This window comes from Microbispora bryophytorum, assembly GCF_006874465.1.
GTDB classification, from domain to species: Bacteria; Actinomycetota; Actinomycetes; order Streptosporangiales; family Streptosporangiaceae; genus Microbispora; species Microbispora bryophytorum.
Genome location: NZ_VIRL01000002.1, coordinates 195,032 through 208,979 on the forward strand (window position 1 = coordinate 195,032; position 13,948 = coordinate 208,979).

Genomic DNA, 13,948 nt, shown 5'->3' on the forward strand with positions numbered 1-13,948 from the left:
CACGGGCCGGGCCGAGCGGCCGGTTCGGGCGGCAGCCGGACCCGGCCCGGCAGTGCGGGGACCTCACCGCATGCGGGCCGCCGTCCCGCTGCCCGCCGGCCGGCGGGCCAGCTCGGACACAGCGGTCCGCGCCGCGGCCAGCGAGTTCGCCGCCAGAGGCTTGAAGTGGGCAAGGGCGGGCACGTCCGACGCCCGGGTCATCTCGGCGTGGACGAAGCGCAGGTTCTCCGGCGCCACGCCCAACTCGGTGAAGTACGCCCTCAGGTAGGGCGTCTGGAAGTCGAAGTCCTCCCGTGGCGTGCCGGGTGCGTAGCAGCCGCCGCGAGCGGAGATCACCACCACGCTCGTTCCCCGCAGCAGGCGGTCCCCCGTGCCGGGGTCGAGGAACGCCCCGGGGAAGGTCACCCGGTCGATCCACGCCTTGAGGGACGCGGGCACGGAGAAGTTGTACATGGGGACGCCGACCAGCACGGTCTCCGCGGCGCGCATCTCCGCGATCAGCGGAAGGGTCAGCGCCCACTCGCGCTCCTCGGCGGGGCTGTCGGCCATCTCCGCCACCTTCGGCAGCGGAACCGCCCCGTGCCTCTCCACCCGGATACCGAGGGAGACGAAGGCCGGGGAGACCAGCGGGACCGGCTCGGCGGCGAGGTCGCGGTGGCGGTACCCGGCGCTCCCGTGGAGACGTCGCCACGTGTCCGCGTAGAGCGCCGTCAACTGCCTGGTGACCGAGTCATCGCAGTCGCTGGCGCTGGAGTCCAAGTGAAGCAGGGACGTCACGGGCTCACCCCCTGTCGTCGCGTGTGCATCGCGAGCTCCTCTCTGGATACTTTCCGTCACTGTCTATGACGCTGCGTAGTCGAAAGAGGTGACAGGGTCACGATGCGAGGGCGCTCGGTCCGGGCGCGGGGTGGGGAACCGCGCCTGTGAGTAGGGTGCTGAGCCCGTGACAGGGCATTCGGATCCGCGCGGGCGTCCCTCGGGACCGGAATGGACCGAGGTGCGGCGGCGCCTGGACGGGCATCGGCACGAGCTGGCCGTGGCGGCGGATCGGCTCTATCCCGGGACGCCCAGGGCCGGATCGACCCGTCTGCTCACCCGGGACGGCTGGATCCCGGCCACGCCGCTCGACCTGCGCGAGGTGCGGCTCGGCTGGGTGGAGGACGCTCCCGCCCCCGCCGTCACGGGCCGCGAACCGGAGGCGGCGGCCCTGCTCCCGGAGGGCGCCGTCGCCTACCCGGACGCGCTGGGGGCGCTCGCCCGCCCCCGGCTCTTCGAGGACCGCACCTGCTACCGGCTGCTGGAGGTCGCCTGGCCGGAGCTGACCTTCACCCGCGCCCGCTACTTCGACGGCGTGAGCGTGGGAGAGGCGGCCGCGCACGAGTTGGCCGGGCACGAGTTGGCCGGGCATGAGTCGGCCGGGCATGAGTTGGCCGGGTACGAGTCGGCCGGTTATGGGTCAGCCGGGCACGAGTCGGCCGGTTATGGGGGCGGGCCGCCGCCGTTCCGCGCCCTCGTGGGCGATCCCACCGACCTGCGCCGGCGGCCCGCGCTCTGCGCGATCTCAACGCTCACGCTGCGCCACGACCCCCGTACGGGGGAGACGTCGTTCGTCCTGCACTGGCGCGACCCGGCCCGGGTGGCGCACGGCGGCGGGCTGTTCCAGGTCATGCCGGTCGGGGTGTTCCAGCCCGCGCACGAGTCCGCGGGCGCGGAGAAGACCGACCTCGACCTGTGGACGTGCATGGTCCGCGAGTACGCCGAGGAGTTCCTCGGACGGGGAGAGGAGTACGGCGACGGCTTCGACTACGAGAGCTGGCCGCTCTACCGGCTGCTGACCGACGCCCGCGAGGACGGGCGGGCCCGCTGCCTCGTGCTGGGCGTGGGGGTCGATCCGCTGACCTTCGCCACCGACGTCCTCACGGTGACCGTGCTGGAGGCGGAGACGTTCGACGCCGTCTTCGGCGAGGTCGCCGCGTCCAACAGCGAGGGACGGGTCGTCGGCAGTGTCCCGTTCGACGCGGAGACGGTGCGGCGGTACGTCCGTGACGAGCCGATGCAGGCGGCGGGCGCGGCCGTGCTGGGCCTCGCCTGGCGGCACCGCGAGGCTCTGCTGTAGTCACACCCACGCCGTGCCTGCGGTCACACGCACGCCGTCCCCGCCGGCCGATCAGGCCGACGGGGACGGGGTGTGGCGAGGAACGACGGTCAGCTCTCGGGGGTGAGCGCGCCGGCGCCGCCCACGATCGGCAGCGTCACCGTGCTCTTCGTCGTGTCGAGGTGCAGCCGCGCGCCGGGGGCGGGCCGGATGGTGTACTCGTAGTCGCTCGACAGCAGCACGACCCCGATCCGGTGCCCCGCCGGGAAGATGTAGTCGTGCGGCTGAAGGTCGAAGTCGAGGCGGTAGGGCGTGCCCGGCTTGACCGGCTCGGTCCGGGAGATCGACTTGCGGTTCTGCGGGTCCGTCCAGCCCCGGGTAATGATCTTCGCCTTGCCGCTCTGGTCGTAGTCGACGAGCAGCGCCGTGACGTTCGCCGCAGGCTGGTCGAAGGACATCCGCAGCGACACCCGCGGGGTGCCGCTGAGCCTGGCCGCCGCGGTCAGCGCCTCCGACTTGTACGCCAGGCGGTTGGGCGAGGTGGCGGCGTCGGCGAGGGTCTGCGCCCGCTGGGTGGCGTCGTCGACGATCGTCTCGGTCACCGGCTTGCCCTTCCGGGTCCGGTCGGGAGTGAGGACGCCGGCCGCGCCGCCGGCGCCGGGGGCCAGGTTGAGCTCGGTGTTCGCGGCGGCCGGGTCGGGCCACTCGGCGTACTGCACCAGCGTCTTGTCCTCACGCTGCACCAGGGCGCGGGGGTCGTTCTCCACGCCGTTCTGGTAATCCCACAGATAGCGGGTGAACCAGCGGTTGAGGACGTCGACGCTGGGGGAGCCGCCGTGGCCGCCCTGGTGCAGGTAGATCTTGTGCGGCACCCCGCGCGCCTTGAGCGCCTCGTACCACTGCGCGGCCTGCTTGGTCTTGACGTTCCAGTCGTTGAGACCGTGCGCGACCAGCACCGCGGCGTGGACCTTGCCCACGTCGTTCATGTAGTTGCGCTCGTCCCAGAAGGCGTTGTAGTCGCCGGTGACGCGGTCCTGCGCCTTCGCGAGCTCCTCGATGACGCTCCGGCAGACCTGCCTGTCCGCGCGCGTGTAGACGTACTCCGCGAGCACGTCGGTGTCCTCGCCCTGGTAGCCGCCGGCGGCCACGACGGCGCCGTTCGCGCGGTAGTAGTCATACCAGCTGGAGATCGCCGAGATCGGCACGATGGCCTCCAGCCCCTCGACGCCGGTGCTCGCGACCGCGTTGGGCAGGGTGCCGTTGTAGGAGGTGCCGATCATGCCGACCTTGCCGGTCGACCACGTCGCACCGACCTCCCGCCCGGAGGCGTCGTACGCCTTCGCGCGGCCGTTCAGCCAGTCGACGACGGACTTGGCGCCGATGGTCTCGTTACGCCCGCCGGTGGTCGGGCAGCCGTCGGACTGGCCGCTGCCCAGCGACTCGGCGTGGACCACCGCGAAACCGCGGGGCAGCCAGTTGGACTCGTGGCTGGTGCTGATGACCGGCTGCGGGCCGCTCGCCGCGAGGGACGCGTCGGCGCCGCCGGCCCCGGAGTCGTCCGCCGCCGCGGACAGGCGCTCGTCGGCGGCGGGGTCGAGCAGCTTGCCACCACGGTTCAGCCAGCCCTTGCCCGGGCGGACCGCCTGGTTGAGCTCGTGGTCCACATCGTGGTTGGCGACGTCGTTGCCGCCGGCGTAGTAGGGGCTGACCTCGTACACGACGGGCGACTTGAGGCCGGCCGTCTCGGTCTCCCGCAGGCGGGTGACCTCGGCGTGCACACGGTCGTTCCGTCCGTCGCCGTCGCTGTCGACCGGGGTCTCGACCCACACCTCCTCGCGGATCCAGTCGTTCCTGTTGGACGAGAACACCGGCTGGGCCATGCCGTCCTGGATCACCGGCCCGACGGGGACGGCGGCGCCCGCGGGGGCCGAGTTCACGGTGAGACCCGTGACGGTCGTGGCGACGGCGAGACCCAGCGCCGCCGCGCCCCGTCGTGCGGCTCCCGTACGGCGTGACGCGGCTGACGGGACGGGACCAGGCGTCACCCGGCGCGATGAGGACATCGGCAAACCTTCCAAGAACGATCGGGGGGCATGGGGGGACATGGGGGGACATCGGAGGGATGTGGGCCGGAGGATTCGGCCCAGGGGCGATGCTAGGGACGCACGTGCCGAATGTCTTCGTACGACCGTTCTGTCTTGATCGCGGCGTTTTTCGACAAATGTAGAAATCTGTCGCAATGCGACGCGCACGCCCGGCGGCGGCTACCGCAGCCCGCCCCGTCCGCCGCCACCTGGCTGCCGGTTGCCCGCGCGTCGTGCCGGCACGCGCCCCGGAAGGGCGTCAGTAGCCGTAGCGGCTCTTCAGGTGCCTCCAGACGTCGCGCAACATCCATGCGTCGAACTCCGTGATCGACGTGGCGGAGCCCGCCTTCATGAGGAAGCAGCACTGTCCGGCCGGGGTCCAGTCGTAGAAGTCGACCAGGCCGAAACCGTGCCCGATCTCGTGGAGGAGGATGTGGATGTCGTCGCTGCCGAGGTTGTCCACCAGATACTCGCTGCCGACGCGCTGCCCCCAGGCGCCTCCCATGCCGCCGACCATGCCCTCGGTGAGCCACAGCGACATGTCGTAGTGGTGGGCGGCGCCGCCCGGGCAGCCCGAGTAGGCGCCCGACTGGTCGAACAGGCGCCCGCACGGCTCGGCGCACTGCGGCGCGTTCTCGCGCATGTCACCGACGTAGACGTCCACCGAGTCGTCGTTCCACTGCAGCGTGGCGCGGTCGCGTACGGCCCAGCCGACCACCTTCACCGGCACGTCCGCGTACGGCCAGCCGTTGTGGCCCGCCATCACGTCCATCCACTTCTTGAACGACCTGGCCAGCGCGGCCTGGATCTTGTCGCGCAGCTCCGCGGAGACCGGGGCCCTGGAGTCCCAGCGGACGCAGTAGTTGACGCTGCCGCCGTTGGCCATGATCTGGTCCCAGCCGTAGTTGCGATAGCCGTACAGGTCGGGGTTCGTGGACTCGACGTGTCGCCAGACCTCGTCGAGCGGCGCGACCAGGTCGGCGGGCGGGGTCCAGCCGCTCGGCCGGCCCGCGGCGTCGGCGAGCGCCCTGATCTCCAGCAGCCCGACCGACGCCTGGCCGCTTTGCAGGACGACGCGCAGCCGGGTGGTGGTGACGGCGGGGAACGTGACGGTGTTGTAGGTGTCGGCCGCGGTGGGGTAGGAGGCGGCGATGTCCGCGTACGCGTCGCCGTCCCAGCTCTGGAGCTTCCACGAGGCCGGCAGCCGGACGCCGCCTCCGTCGTCGAAGAAGTAGACCTGCACCGAGGAGATCGTCTGGGCGGACGGCCAGGTCAGCTGGGCCCACTGTTCGCCGGCTTCGGGCCAGGTGCCCCATCGGCGGTTCCGCGTTTCATCGGACCGAGCCGGTTCGACGCCGTCGTTGACGGCGGCCACGCTCTCCCAGGGAGAGGTGTAGGAGGCGGAGGCGGTGGCGGACGGGGCCACGTCCGCCACGGCGGCGTCAGCCCGCGCGGGCGCCAGCAGAAAGCCTGCGACCAGCGCGAAAACGGCGAACAATCGCCTCATGCCTGTCTCCTTCGCGGCCGAGCGCTCACCGGCCGCTGTTGGGGGAGTGCTGTGGAGCGGGAGCGTTCCGAGTTTTTTCCGTCACAAAAGGGGTGTCAAGCCCCCAACCGGAACAATGTGACGGACGGGATCGCGAGCCGGCAGGGTTGCCGCTCTGGGTGACCCAGTGGATTTCGGAATAAGCGCCTGATTTTAGGATGAACCGACCGTTCAAGGCCGACGAGGTGGGTTCCGGGATGGCAACGCGTGAATGACCGGGCGGTTGGTAACCCTCTGGTTCCGCATGACGGGGTGGTTCGGCATGAGCCGGTGGTTCGGGACGAGGTGGCGGTTCGGGACGAGGCGGTTCAGGACGAGGCGGTTCGGGACACGGTGGTGGTTCGGGACGAGGCGGTTCAGGCCAAAGAGGTTCAGGCCAAAGAGGGTCTGGCCAAAGAGGGTCTGGACAGAGCGGCGGTCCAGCACGAGGTGGCGGTTCAGTACGAGGCCGCGCCGAAGGCCGAGGTAGCGCGGCGGAGCCCGGTGAGTCAGCGGCAGGGCCGCGCCCGGTCCGCCACGTGGACTCGCCGCCTGGCGGTCGCCGCACTGGTGCTGGCCGCGCTCAACCTCAGGCCCCTCGTCACAAGTATCGGACCCGTGCTCGAAGAGGCCCGCGCCGCCCTCGGGATGAGCGCCGCCGTCGCCGGGCTGCTCGCGTCCGTACCGGCGGTGTGCTTCGCGCTGGTCGGCTCGACCGCACCCCGGCTGGCCCGCCGTCACGGACCGGAGGGCGTCGTCCTCGCCGGGATGGCGGCGGTCGCGCTGGGGCTCGCGCTGCGTCCGCTCGCCGGCGGCACCCCGGTCTTCCTCACGCTGAGCGGCCTCGCACTGGCCGGGATCGCGGTCGCCAACGTGCTGTTGCCGGTCGTGGTCAAGCAACGCTTCCCGGACAGGGTCGGCATGATGACCGGCCTCTACTCCATGGCTCTCAACCTCGGCGCCTCAGCCGCCGCCGCCGTCACCGTCCCGCTCGCGGGCGCGTTCGGCGGTGACTGGCGTGCCGGTCTCGGCGCCTGGGCCGTCCTCGCCGCCGTCGCGGTGCCGCCCTGGGTCGCCCTCGCCCGCGACGGCCGGCAGCTGACCGAGGGGCTGACCGAGCAGCAGGCCGGGCAGCAGTCTGGGCAGCAGGCCGGGCAGCAGGCCGAGCAGCAGTCTGGGCAGCAGTCTGGGCAGCGGGCCGGGCGGGCGGCGGGCGGGGACGCCGCCGCGGGGGCCGGAGCGCACGTGCGGGTCGCCCGCAGTCCCATGGCCTGGGCGCTCGCGGTCTTCTTCGGCCTGCAGTCCAGCTCCGCGTACGTCATCATGGGCTGGCTGCCCCAGGTCTTCCGGGACGCCGGGTTGTCCGCCGAGACCGCCGGCCTGCTGTTCGCCGTCACCTCGGTGCTCGGAGTGCCACTGTCCTTCGTGCTGGCCGCCGTCGCCGGACGGCTGCGGAACCAGAGCGGCATCGCGGCCCTGCTCGGAGCGTTCGGGCTCGCCGGGTACGCAGGGCTGTGGGCGGCTCCCGCCGCCGCGCCCTGGCTGTGGGCGGTGCTCCTCGGCGTGGCCAACTGCTCCTTCCCGCTGGCGCTCACGATGATCGCCATGCGCGGCCGGGACGGCGCGACGGTGATCCGGCTGTCCGCCTTCGCGCAGAGCGTCGGCTACGTGCTGTCGGTCCCCGGTCCCATCCTGGTCGGGGCGCTCTACCAGCACACCGGCGGCTGGCGGGGGCCGCTGGCCTTCGCGGTGTGCCTCATGGTGCCGCAGATCGCCGCCGGATACCTCGCGGGCCGCGACCGGCAGATTTGATCTCCTTGAACTTTCCGGGGGGAAAATCGCTGGACAGTGCCGTACGTCGATGGTGATCGTGGGGAACATGCGGCAGGAGGAGATCTGGAACACCGACGTCGCCCGGCACTACGACACGCCGGGCGCCGGGATGTTCGCGCCCGAGGTCCTCGGCCCGGCCGTCGATCGCCTCACCGATCTCGCGGGCGACGGGCGGGCGCTCGAGTTCGCCATCGGAACCGGCCGTGTGGCCGTTCCGCTCGCCGAGCGTGGCGTGCCCGTCACCGGCATCGAGCTGTCGCGTCCGATGATCGACCAGCTACGCACGAAGATGGACGAAACGAAGATCCCGGTCGTCGTCGGCGACATGGCGACCGCCGTGGCTCCGGGGGAGTACTCACTCGTCTACCTCGTCTACAACACGATCTCCAATCTGCTCACCCAGGCCGAGCAGGTCGCGTGCTTCCGCAACGCGGCGCGGCACCTGAGGCCCGGCGGCCGCTTCGTGATCGAGCTCTGGGTGCCCGAGCTGCGCAAGCTCCCGCCGGGCCAGGAGGCGGTGGTGTGGCATTGCGAGCCCGGCCACATCGGCCTGGACACCTACGATTTCCTTCGGCAACACCTCGTGTCGCACCATTTCAGGTTCAACGAGAGCGGACAGGCCGAGCTGTTCCGCAGCCCCCACCGATACATCTGGCCGGCCGAGCTCGATCTCATGGCTCAGCTGTCCGGGTTCGAACTGGAGGCCAGGCATGCGGACTGGATCGGAACCGAGTTCACCGCCGAGTCGCGTTCGCACGTGTCTGTTTACCGCATCCCGTCCGGCCGAACCACGTCGTAATAAGGCCGACGCTCTCGCCGGCCTGAATCGCGCTAATCGCGGGGCGTGACAATTCGTTTTCGCGGCGACGGCTGAAATGCGGGGGAGCGGGCCGTGTCGCCGTCTGCTGCAAAGGGAGAGCCCCACGAGGCGGCCGCCTCGCGGGGCAGGAGGGTCCAGCAGGTTCGATGTGCGGTTATCCCGTCCTTGCAGCTGCCTCGCTCTCCCTGCTGCTGATGCCGCTACCGCGGTCCGCGTTCCTCGAACCGGCTCCGGTCGCGTCCGCGCTCCTCGAAGCGCCCGCGATCTTCCATGCGCCCGCGCTCGCGTCCGCGCTCCTCGAAGCGCCCGCGATCTTCCATGCGCCCGCGCTCGCGTCCGCGCTCCTCGAACCGTCCGCGTTCGCGTCCGCGTTCCTCGAACCGTCCGCGCTCGCGTCCGCGCTCCTCGAATCGGCCCCGCTCACGGCCGCGTTCGCGACCGTATTGGCCGTACGGCCGCTGGCGCTCACGGCCACGGCATCTGCCTCCGGGGCAGGGCTGTGTCGGGTTCTGCATGACCTGTGCGGTGGTGCCGGCCGCATTGACCGGTTGCGTCTGCATCGTCATCGGGACGATGAGGGCCGACGCCGTGATCGCGCCAGCAGCCAGTGCTTCTTTGAGCATGAGTATCACTCCGTCGGCTCCGTGACTGTCGCCGGGAACACCCGGACACACGAAGCGCAAATCGATCCATCGAACCGTGGATCCAGACCCTGATTCTCACGCTAGAGGTAACGAAAGGCTCCGTCACCCAGCAATGCGCAAACAACCGCTTTTCGCAACAGAAAACAAGTGCAATCGAAGATGCTGTCGGTCCGTTTCTCTGTGCCGACAATTCCTTTGCGCGGGCGGCTGGATTCCTTCCGTATCCTTGAGGCGCATTGGTTGTGATCGCACGTACTCGGCCGGATTCCCGTCTCCGGCCCCTTCCGGGTTATTACGGTGAGCCGCTGACCGAAACCGCGCGGGCTCTGGAGGTTGCCGTGACCGCCGTCGAGGAAGCCGGGACCGGCGCGCGCTCCGTCGCCGCGCACCGGCTCGCAGCCGTCATGATCCTGCGGTCATGGGCGCTCCCTTGCCTCTCACGCCTCTGACACCGCTGCCGCCGATGGCCGAAGTGGGGCGGCATGCGAAGTGGGGCGCACACTGCTGCCGCCCGCCTGGTCGACCAGAACCATGTCTGGGCCGCGGTGCGGCAGCCGCGAGATGGCGCGGCACGGCCGGCTACTCCGGTTCGGGGACCAATTCGGGGCTGCCGTGCTCCGCCGGCGTCGCTGCGCTCGTACGCGGCAGGACGGCGATGGCGATGAGGACGGCACCGATCAGGAGCGCCGCGCCGAGCGTCATGCCGAACGCGTAGCCCTCGGTGAGGCCCTCGATCGTGGTGCTCCGGCCGGTGCGCGCGTGGGCGGCGGTGCCGAGAGCGGCCAGTCCGAGCGATGCGCCGATCTGGCGTGAGCTGGAGAGCAGGCCGGAGGCGGCGCCCGTCTCGCCCGGCGCGACGCCCGCGGTGGCGGCCGAGACGACCGGTCCGAGGCAGAGCCCGAATCCGACGCTGGCGACGAGCGACGGGCCCAGGACGTCGGTGAGGAAAGAGCCGTCGGCACTGATCAGGCCTAACCAGGCGAACCCGGCCGCGGTCACCGATCCGCCGATGATCAGCATGGTGCGGAGCGGAAGACGGTAGCCGAGTTTGATGGCGACCGCGGCGCCGGCGATCACACCGAACGCGAAGGGCAGCAACTGAATCCCGGCCATTGTCGGACTGGCGTCGAGCACTTGCTGGAGGTAGAGGGAGGCGAAGTAGAAGGATGACGCCATGGCGGCGCCGAGGAGGAGGTTGTAGGAGTTGGCGCCGGCGACCGAGCGGTTCGTCAGCAGGCCGAGCCGGATCAGCGGATCGCGGGTGGTGGTCCGCTCGACGTAGACGAACGCGGTCAGCACCGCGACGGCGATAGCCAGGGTCGCCAGGGTGACCGGCGAGGTCCACGCGTACTGGTCGGTGCGGACGACGCCGAACACGAGCAGGGACATCCCCGCCGTGGCCAGGACGGCGCCCAGCACGTCCGGGCGGCCGCCGGAAGCCGTGGGCGGAGCGGCGGCGACGCCCCGCCAGGCCAGGGCCAGCGCGATGGCGGCCATCGGGACACTGACGAACATCACCCAGCGCCAGCCCGCGTACTGGGTGAGCACACCCCCGATCAGGACGCCGAGGGCGCCGCCGGCGGCATTCACCGCGCTCCATATGCCGTAGGCCCGGACCCGAGCCTTGCCGGAGGGGAAGGTGACGGCCAGCAGCGCCAGCGCGGCCGGAGACAGCGCGGCGGCCCCGATGCCCTGCAGGGCGCGGCCGGCCACGAGATGGCCGGGCTCCTGCGCGAAGCCGCCGGCGAGCGAGGCGAGGCCGAAGACGGCGAGCCCGAGCAGCAGGACCCGTTTGTGACCGTAGCGGTCGGCGACCTTGCCGCCCAGCAGGAGCAGCCCGCCGAAGGTGAGGGCGTAGGCGTGGATCACCCAGGTCAGGCCCACTGCGCTGAAGCCGAGGCCGGCGGCGATCTGCGGGAGTCCGAGGTTCACGACCGACAGGTCCACCGACACCATGAACTGCACGACAGCCACCGCGGCAAGGGTGAGCGCTGGCCGGGCGGCCATGTGAGCGACCGGGTGTCCGCTTGCTGATCTCGCGTCTGTCACCGTTCCTCCATCCTCTGGCCGGTCCTCGTGGGACATTTCTCGTACGCGTACTGAAAGTACAGCGGATGCGGCCGGGTGTCGACAGCCGAAGCCCCGGTTGGCGGAAGGGAGTGGCCGGGCGGAATGATGGGACGGTGTCTCCACGCGATGCTGCGCCCGGCCGCACCGGCCGTCCACCGGTGACCTCCCGGGCGCAGATCCTGGATGCGGCTCGTCGGCTCATCGGCCGGGACGGCTGGGACAAGCTGAGCATTCGTCGGCTGGCCGCGGAGCTCGGTATCGGGACGATGACCCTGTATCACCATGTGCGCGACAAAGAGGACTTGCAGCTTCTGCTGATCACCGAATACGCGGACCAGATCCCGCAACCCGACCTGCCCGGCGAGCCGCGAGAGCGCATCATCGCGACCGCCACCCTGATCCACGACGCCCTCGCGGCCTGGCCGTGGGCCGCGGAGGTCCTCACGGCCGACGGGTTCGTCGGCCGGCTCGGCGAATCGGTGTGGATGGTCGAATCCATCGTGGCCGGAGCCATCGACCACGGATGCACACCCGAACAGGCCGTGCACGTCTTCCGCCACATCTGGTACTACACGGTCGGCGAGATCCTCGTCCGCGCGCACTCCGCTCAGCAACCGGCGGACGCCGCGCGACCCGCCGACCGCGAACCCCTCTTCAGCGGCCTCGACGAGTCGCGGATGCCACGCCTGGTCGCCGTCGGCGATCAGTGGCGAACGCTGTCCGCACAGGACACCTACTCCCAGGGGCTGCGGGCTCTCGTCGACGGGCTGCTCGCACAGGCCACGCCGGAAACGTGACGTAAGCCCCGGTCGATACGATCGTGATCATGGTGGACTGGAGGCTCCGGCCTGCTTCGACGGCAGACGTCGAGGCGGTGGCCGAGCTGCGGGCCGTGGTGCTTCGAGCGGATCTCGAGCGGCTCGGCCGGTACGACGAGCAGCGCGTACGGCAGCGGCTGCGCGACGGATTCGCGCCGGCGCACACCTGGACGATCGAGGTGAACGGTATCTTGGCCGGCTGCGTGGCGCTGCGACCGGCCGAGGGCGACTATTGGCTGGAGCACTTCTACCTGGCCCCGGAGCTGCAGGGCAGGGGCGTGGGCTCCGCCGTGCTGGGCAGGCTGCTGGAACGGTGCGACCGAGAAGGCGCCCTGATCCGGCTGAACGTCCTGCAGGGCAGTCCGGCCCGGCGGCTATACGAGCGGCACGGGTTCACGGTCGAGACCGAGGACGAGGTGGACGTGTTCATGGTGCGCGATCCGGACCCTGCCCGTCGCTGATCGGCGCCTGTAGCTGATCCATCGACCACGCACCGCCGGCCTCATACGGTCACGCCCAGAGGGGGCCTCGGCGGCCTGTCTGTCCTAAGGTTCTTCTCATGCGTCACGGCCGGATGCGTACCACTTCGCTCGGCCTTTCCGCCGTGCTCGCCGGCCTCCTGCTCCTGTCGGCCTGCGGATCGGAGGGGGTCGCCGTATGGAGCGACGGATCGCGGCGGACCCAGGGACCCGACTCGGCCGAGCGGCGCGGTGACCCCGAATGCGGTGCCCCGTCCACCGGTACGCCGCCCACCTCCGGCACTTCGGTCCTTCCTGGCGGCTCCGGGGACCTGGAGAAGGACGGCGTGGAGATAACCGGCCTGGGCGGACGGGCCCGCAACTGCGGCCTCTCCCCGTTCTCCGCCGAGTTTCAGGTCACCAACCACGAAACCGAACCCTTCACGTACACCGTCACCTTCACGTTCGTGTCCCGTTCCGGACAGGTGCTGGCAGGTGCGGAACAGACGGTCCCAGCGGTCGAGCCCGGTCAGACGGTGAGGCGCACAGTCGCCGTGGACGAGCTTCCCCCGAAGGTGCCCCCCACAGTGGGTGCGCGAATCGCCAAGGTCAGGCGCGTCCCGGCGGACGAGGCGCCCGCCCCGGCGGGCCCCTGTCCGCCTTCCGGCATCCGCGTCACGCTGGGCAACGGCGACGCCGCCATGGGGCTCCGCGTCGTGGGGCTCCATCTGGAGAACTGCTCAACCCGCGCCTACCACATCAACGGCTACCCGCAGCTCCAGCTCCTCGACGAGGACAGACAGCCCGTCACCGGTGTCGAGATCCTGCACGGAGGTGGCGACATCTCCACCGTGACCGGCTTCGACGACCCGCCCCAGCCGGTGACCCTGAAGCCGGGCCAGAGCGCGTCCGCCGGCCTGATGTGGCGCAACACCGTCGCTGCCGGCGTCGACGCTTCTGTGAACGTGCCGTACGTCAGGGTGAACGCCAAGGCCGGTGCTCGTCCCGTGATGGTGACGCCGGAGCTCGATCTCGGCACCACCGGGAAACTCGGTGTCAGCCCGTGGAAGAAGGACGAGGCTCCGTAGACCCTGTCGGCGTGCCGGTTTCTACGTCGGGCTGCTCTGTTACGCGTTCAGATGCCGATGAGCCGGACGCGGTTGCCGCACAAGCGGATCATGTCGTCCACATCGGAGGTCAGCATGGCCACCGGGCCCGGTTGGCGCAACGCCATCTCGGCGACCGTCGCGTCGATCGCGTGCTTGTGGCCGTGCAGGCCTGTGGCCTTGAGTAGTTCAGCGGACCTCTTCGCTGCGCTCTCGGTCAACGGTTCGACCTTCACACGGGACAGCACCCACTGCAGCCGTGGCATGTCCACTCGCGTGTGGCTGACCTCCACAATGGTGTTGGCGCCGATGACGAAATCGGCACCCATGGAATGAAACACGTGGAACATGGCGAGGATCTTGCGGTCCTGCGCGATCCAGGCGGAGAGCCCCTGGGAGTCGAGGACGACGGTTTCGACATGCAACTATGGCGCCCGGCCTGACGCCTGCGCGGCTGATCATCCTGGAGCCGGAGCGCCCCCGCCGGAGGCGTTG

Annotated in this window: 12 protein-coding genes; 7 read left to right on the forward strand and 5 right to left on the reverse strand. The window is 70.6% G+C overall.

Going from position 1 to position 13,948, the window contains the following annotated elements:
- Positions 1-63: 63 nt before the first annotated feature.
- A complete protein-coding gene (locus FLX07_RS05170) occupies positions 64-777 on the reverse strand; it encodes an FMN-dependent NADH-azoreductase (protein ID WP_142568288.1) in 714 nt (237 codons plus the stop codon).
- Positions 778-943: 166 nt separating this feature from the next.
- On the opposite strand from FLX07_RS05170, the gene FLX07_RS05175 reads away from it, so the two are divergent.
- The gene (locus FLX07_RS05175) at positions 944-2,116 is read left to right on the forward strand and encodes a transcriptional regulator (RefSeq protein ID WP_142568289.1); all 1,173 of its coding nucleotides are present in this window, start codon (positions 944-946) and stop codon (positions 2,114-2,116) included.
- Positions 2,117-2,205: 89 nt separating this feature from the next.
- Here FLX07_RS05175 and FLX07_RS05180 read toward each other — a convergent pair whose 3' ends face one another.
- Both FLX07_RS05180 and FLX07_RS36895 read right to left on the reverse strand, forming a co-directional pair.
- Positions 2,206-4,158, reverse strand: a complete 1,953-nt coding sequence (locus FLX07_RS05180; RefSeq protein WP_142568290.1) for a Xaa-Pro dipeptidyl-peptidase — start codon at positions 4,156-4,158, stop codon at positions 2,206-2,208.
- Between the two features lie 280 nt (positions 4,159-4,438).
- Positions 4,439-5,686 (reverse strand): discoidin domain-containing protein, encoded by a 1,248-nt coding sequence (locus tag FLX07_RS36895; protein WP_142568291.1) that lies wholly within the window; start codon positions 5,684-5,686, stop codon positions 4,439-4,441.
- A 309-nt stretch (positions 5,687-5,995) separates the two neighbouring features.
- Here FLX07_RS36895 and FLX07_RS05195 point away from each other — a divergent pair, with 309 nt between their 5' ends.
- The 3 genes from FLX07_RS05195 (at position 5,996) to FLX07_RS05205 (ending at position 9,073) form a co-directional block, all read left to right on the forward strand.
- On the forward strand, positions 5,996-7,516 hold the full coding sequence (locus FLX07_RS05195) for a CynX/NimT family MFS transporter (protein WP_208762087.1): 1,521 nt from the start codon (positions 5,996-5,998) through the stop codon (positions 7,514-7,516).
- Between the two features lie 49 nt (positions 7,517-7,565).
- Positions 7,566-8,336: a class I SAM-dependent methyltransferase gene (locus FLX07_RS05200; protein WP_223852725.1), complete on the forward strand. Its 771-nt coding sequence runs from the start codon at positions 7,566-7,568 to the stop codon at positions 8,334-8,336.
- Between the two features lie 167 nt (positions 8,337-8,503).
- Positions 8,504-9,073, forward strand: a complete 570-nt coding sequence (locus tag FLX07_RS05205; RefSeq protein ID WP_142568292.1) for a hypothetical protein — start codon at positions 8,504-8,506, stop codon at positions 9,071-9,073.
- Positions 9,074-9,580: 507 nt separating this feature from the next.
- On the opposite strand, the gene FLX07_RS05210 is transcribed toward FLX07_RS05205, so the two are convergent.
- Positions 9,581-10,975, reverse strand: a complete 1,395-nt coding sequence (locus FLX07_RS05210) for an MFS transporter (protein ID WP_229689619.1) — start codon at positions 10,973-10,975, stop codon at positions 9,581-9,583.
- A 209-nt stretch (positions 10,976-11,184) separates the two neighbouring features.
- On the opposite strand from FLX07_RS05210, the gene FLX07_RS05215 reads away from it, so the two are divergent.
- The 3 genes from FLX07_RS05215 (at position 11,185) to FLX07_RS05225 (ending at position 13,435) form a co-directional block, all read left to right on the forward strand.
- Complete coding sequence (locus tag FLX07_RS05215; RefSeq protein WP_229689620.1) at positions 11,185-11,868, forward strand: TetR/AcrR family transcriptional regulator; 684 nt, start codon at positions 11,185-11,187, stop codon at positions 11,866-11,868.
- A gap of 29 nt (positions 11,869-11,897) precedes the next feature.
- Positions 11,898-12,350 carry a GNAT family N-acetyltransferase gene (locus tag FLX07_RS05220; RefSeq protein ID WP_142568294.1) on the forward strand — a complete coding sequence of 151 codons (453 nt, stop codon included), beginning with the start codon at positions 11,898-11,900 and terminating at the stop codon, positions 12,348-12,350.
- 98 nt (positions 12,351-12,448) lie between these two features.
- Positions 12,449-13,435, forward strand: coding sequence for a DUF4232 domain-containing protein (locus FLX07_RS05225; protein WP_167748126.1), 987 nt, complete (start codon positions 12,449-12,451; stop codon positions 13,433-13,435).
- A gap of 47 nt (positions 13,436-13,482) precedes the next feature.
- Here FLX07_RS05225 and FLX07_RS05230 read toward each other — a convergent pair whose 3' ends face one another.
- Positions 13,483-13,878: a DNA-binding protein gene (locus FLX07_RS05230; RefSeq protein WP_142568296.1), complete on the reverse strand. Its 396-nt coding sequence runs from the start codon at positions 13,876-13,878 to the stop codon at positions 13,483-13,485.
- Positions 13,879-13,948: the final 70 nt, after the last annotated feature.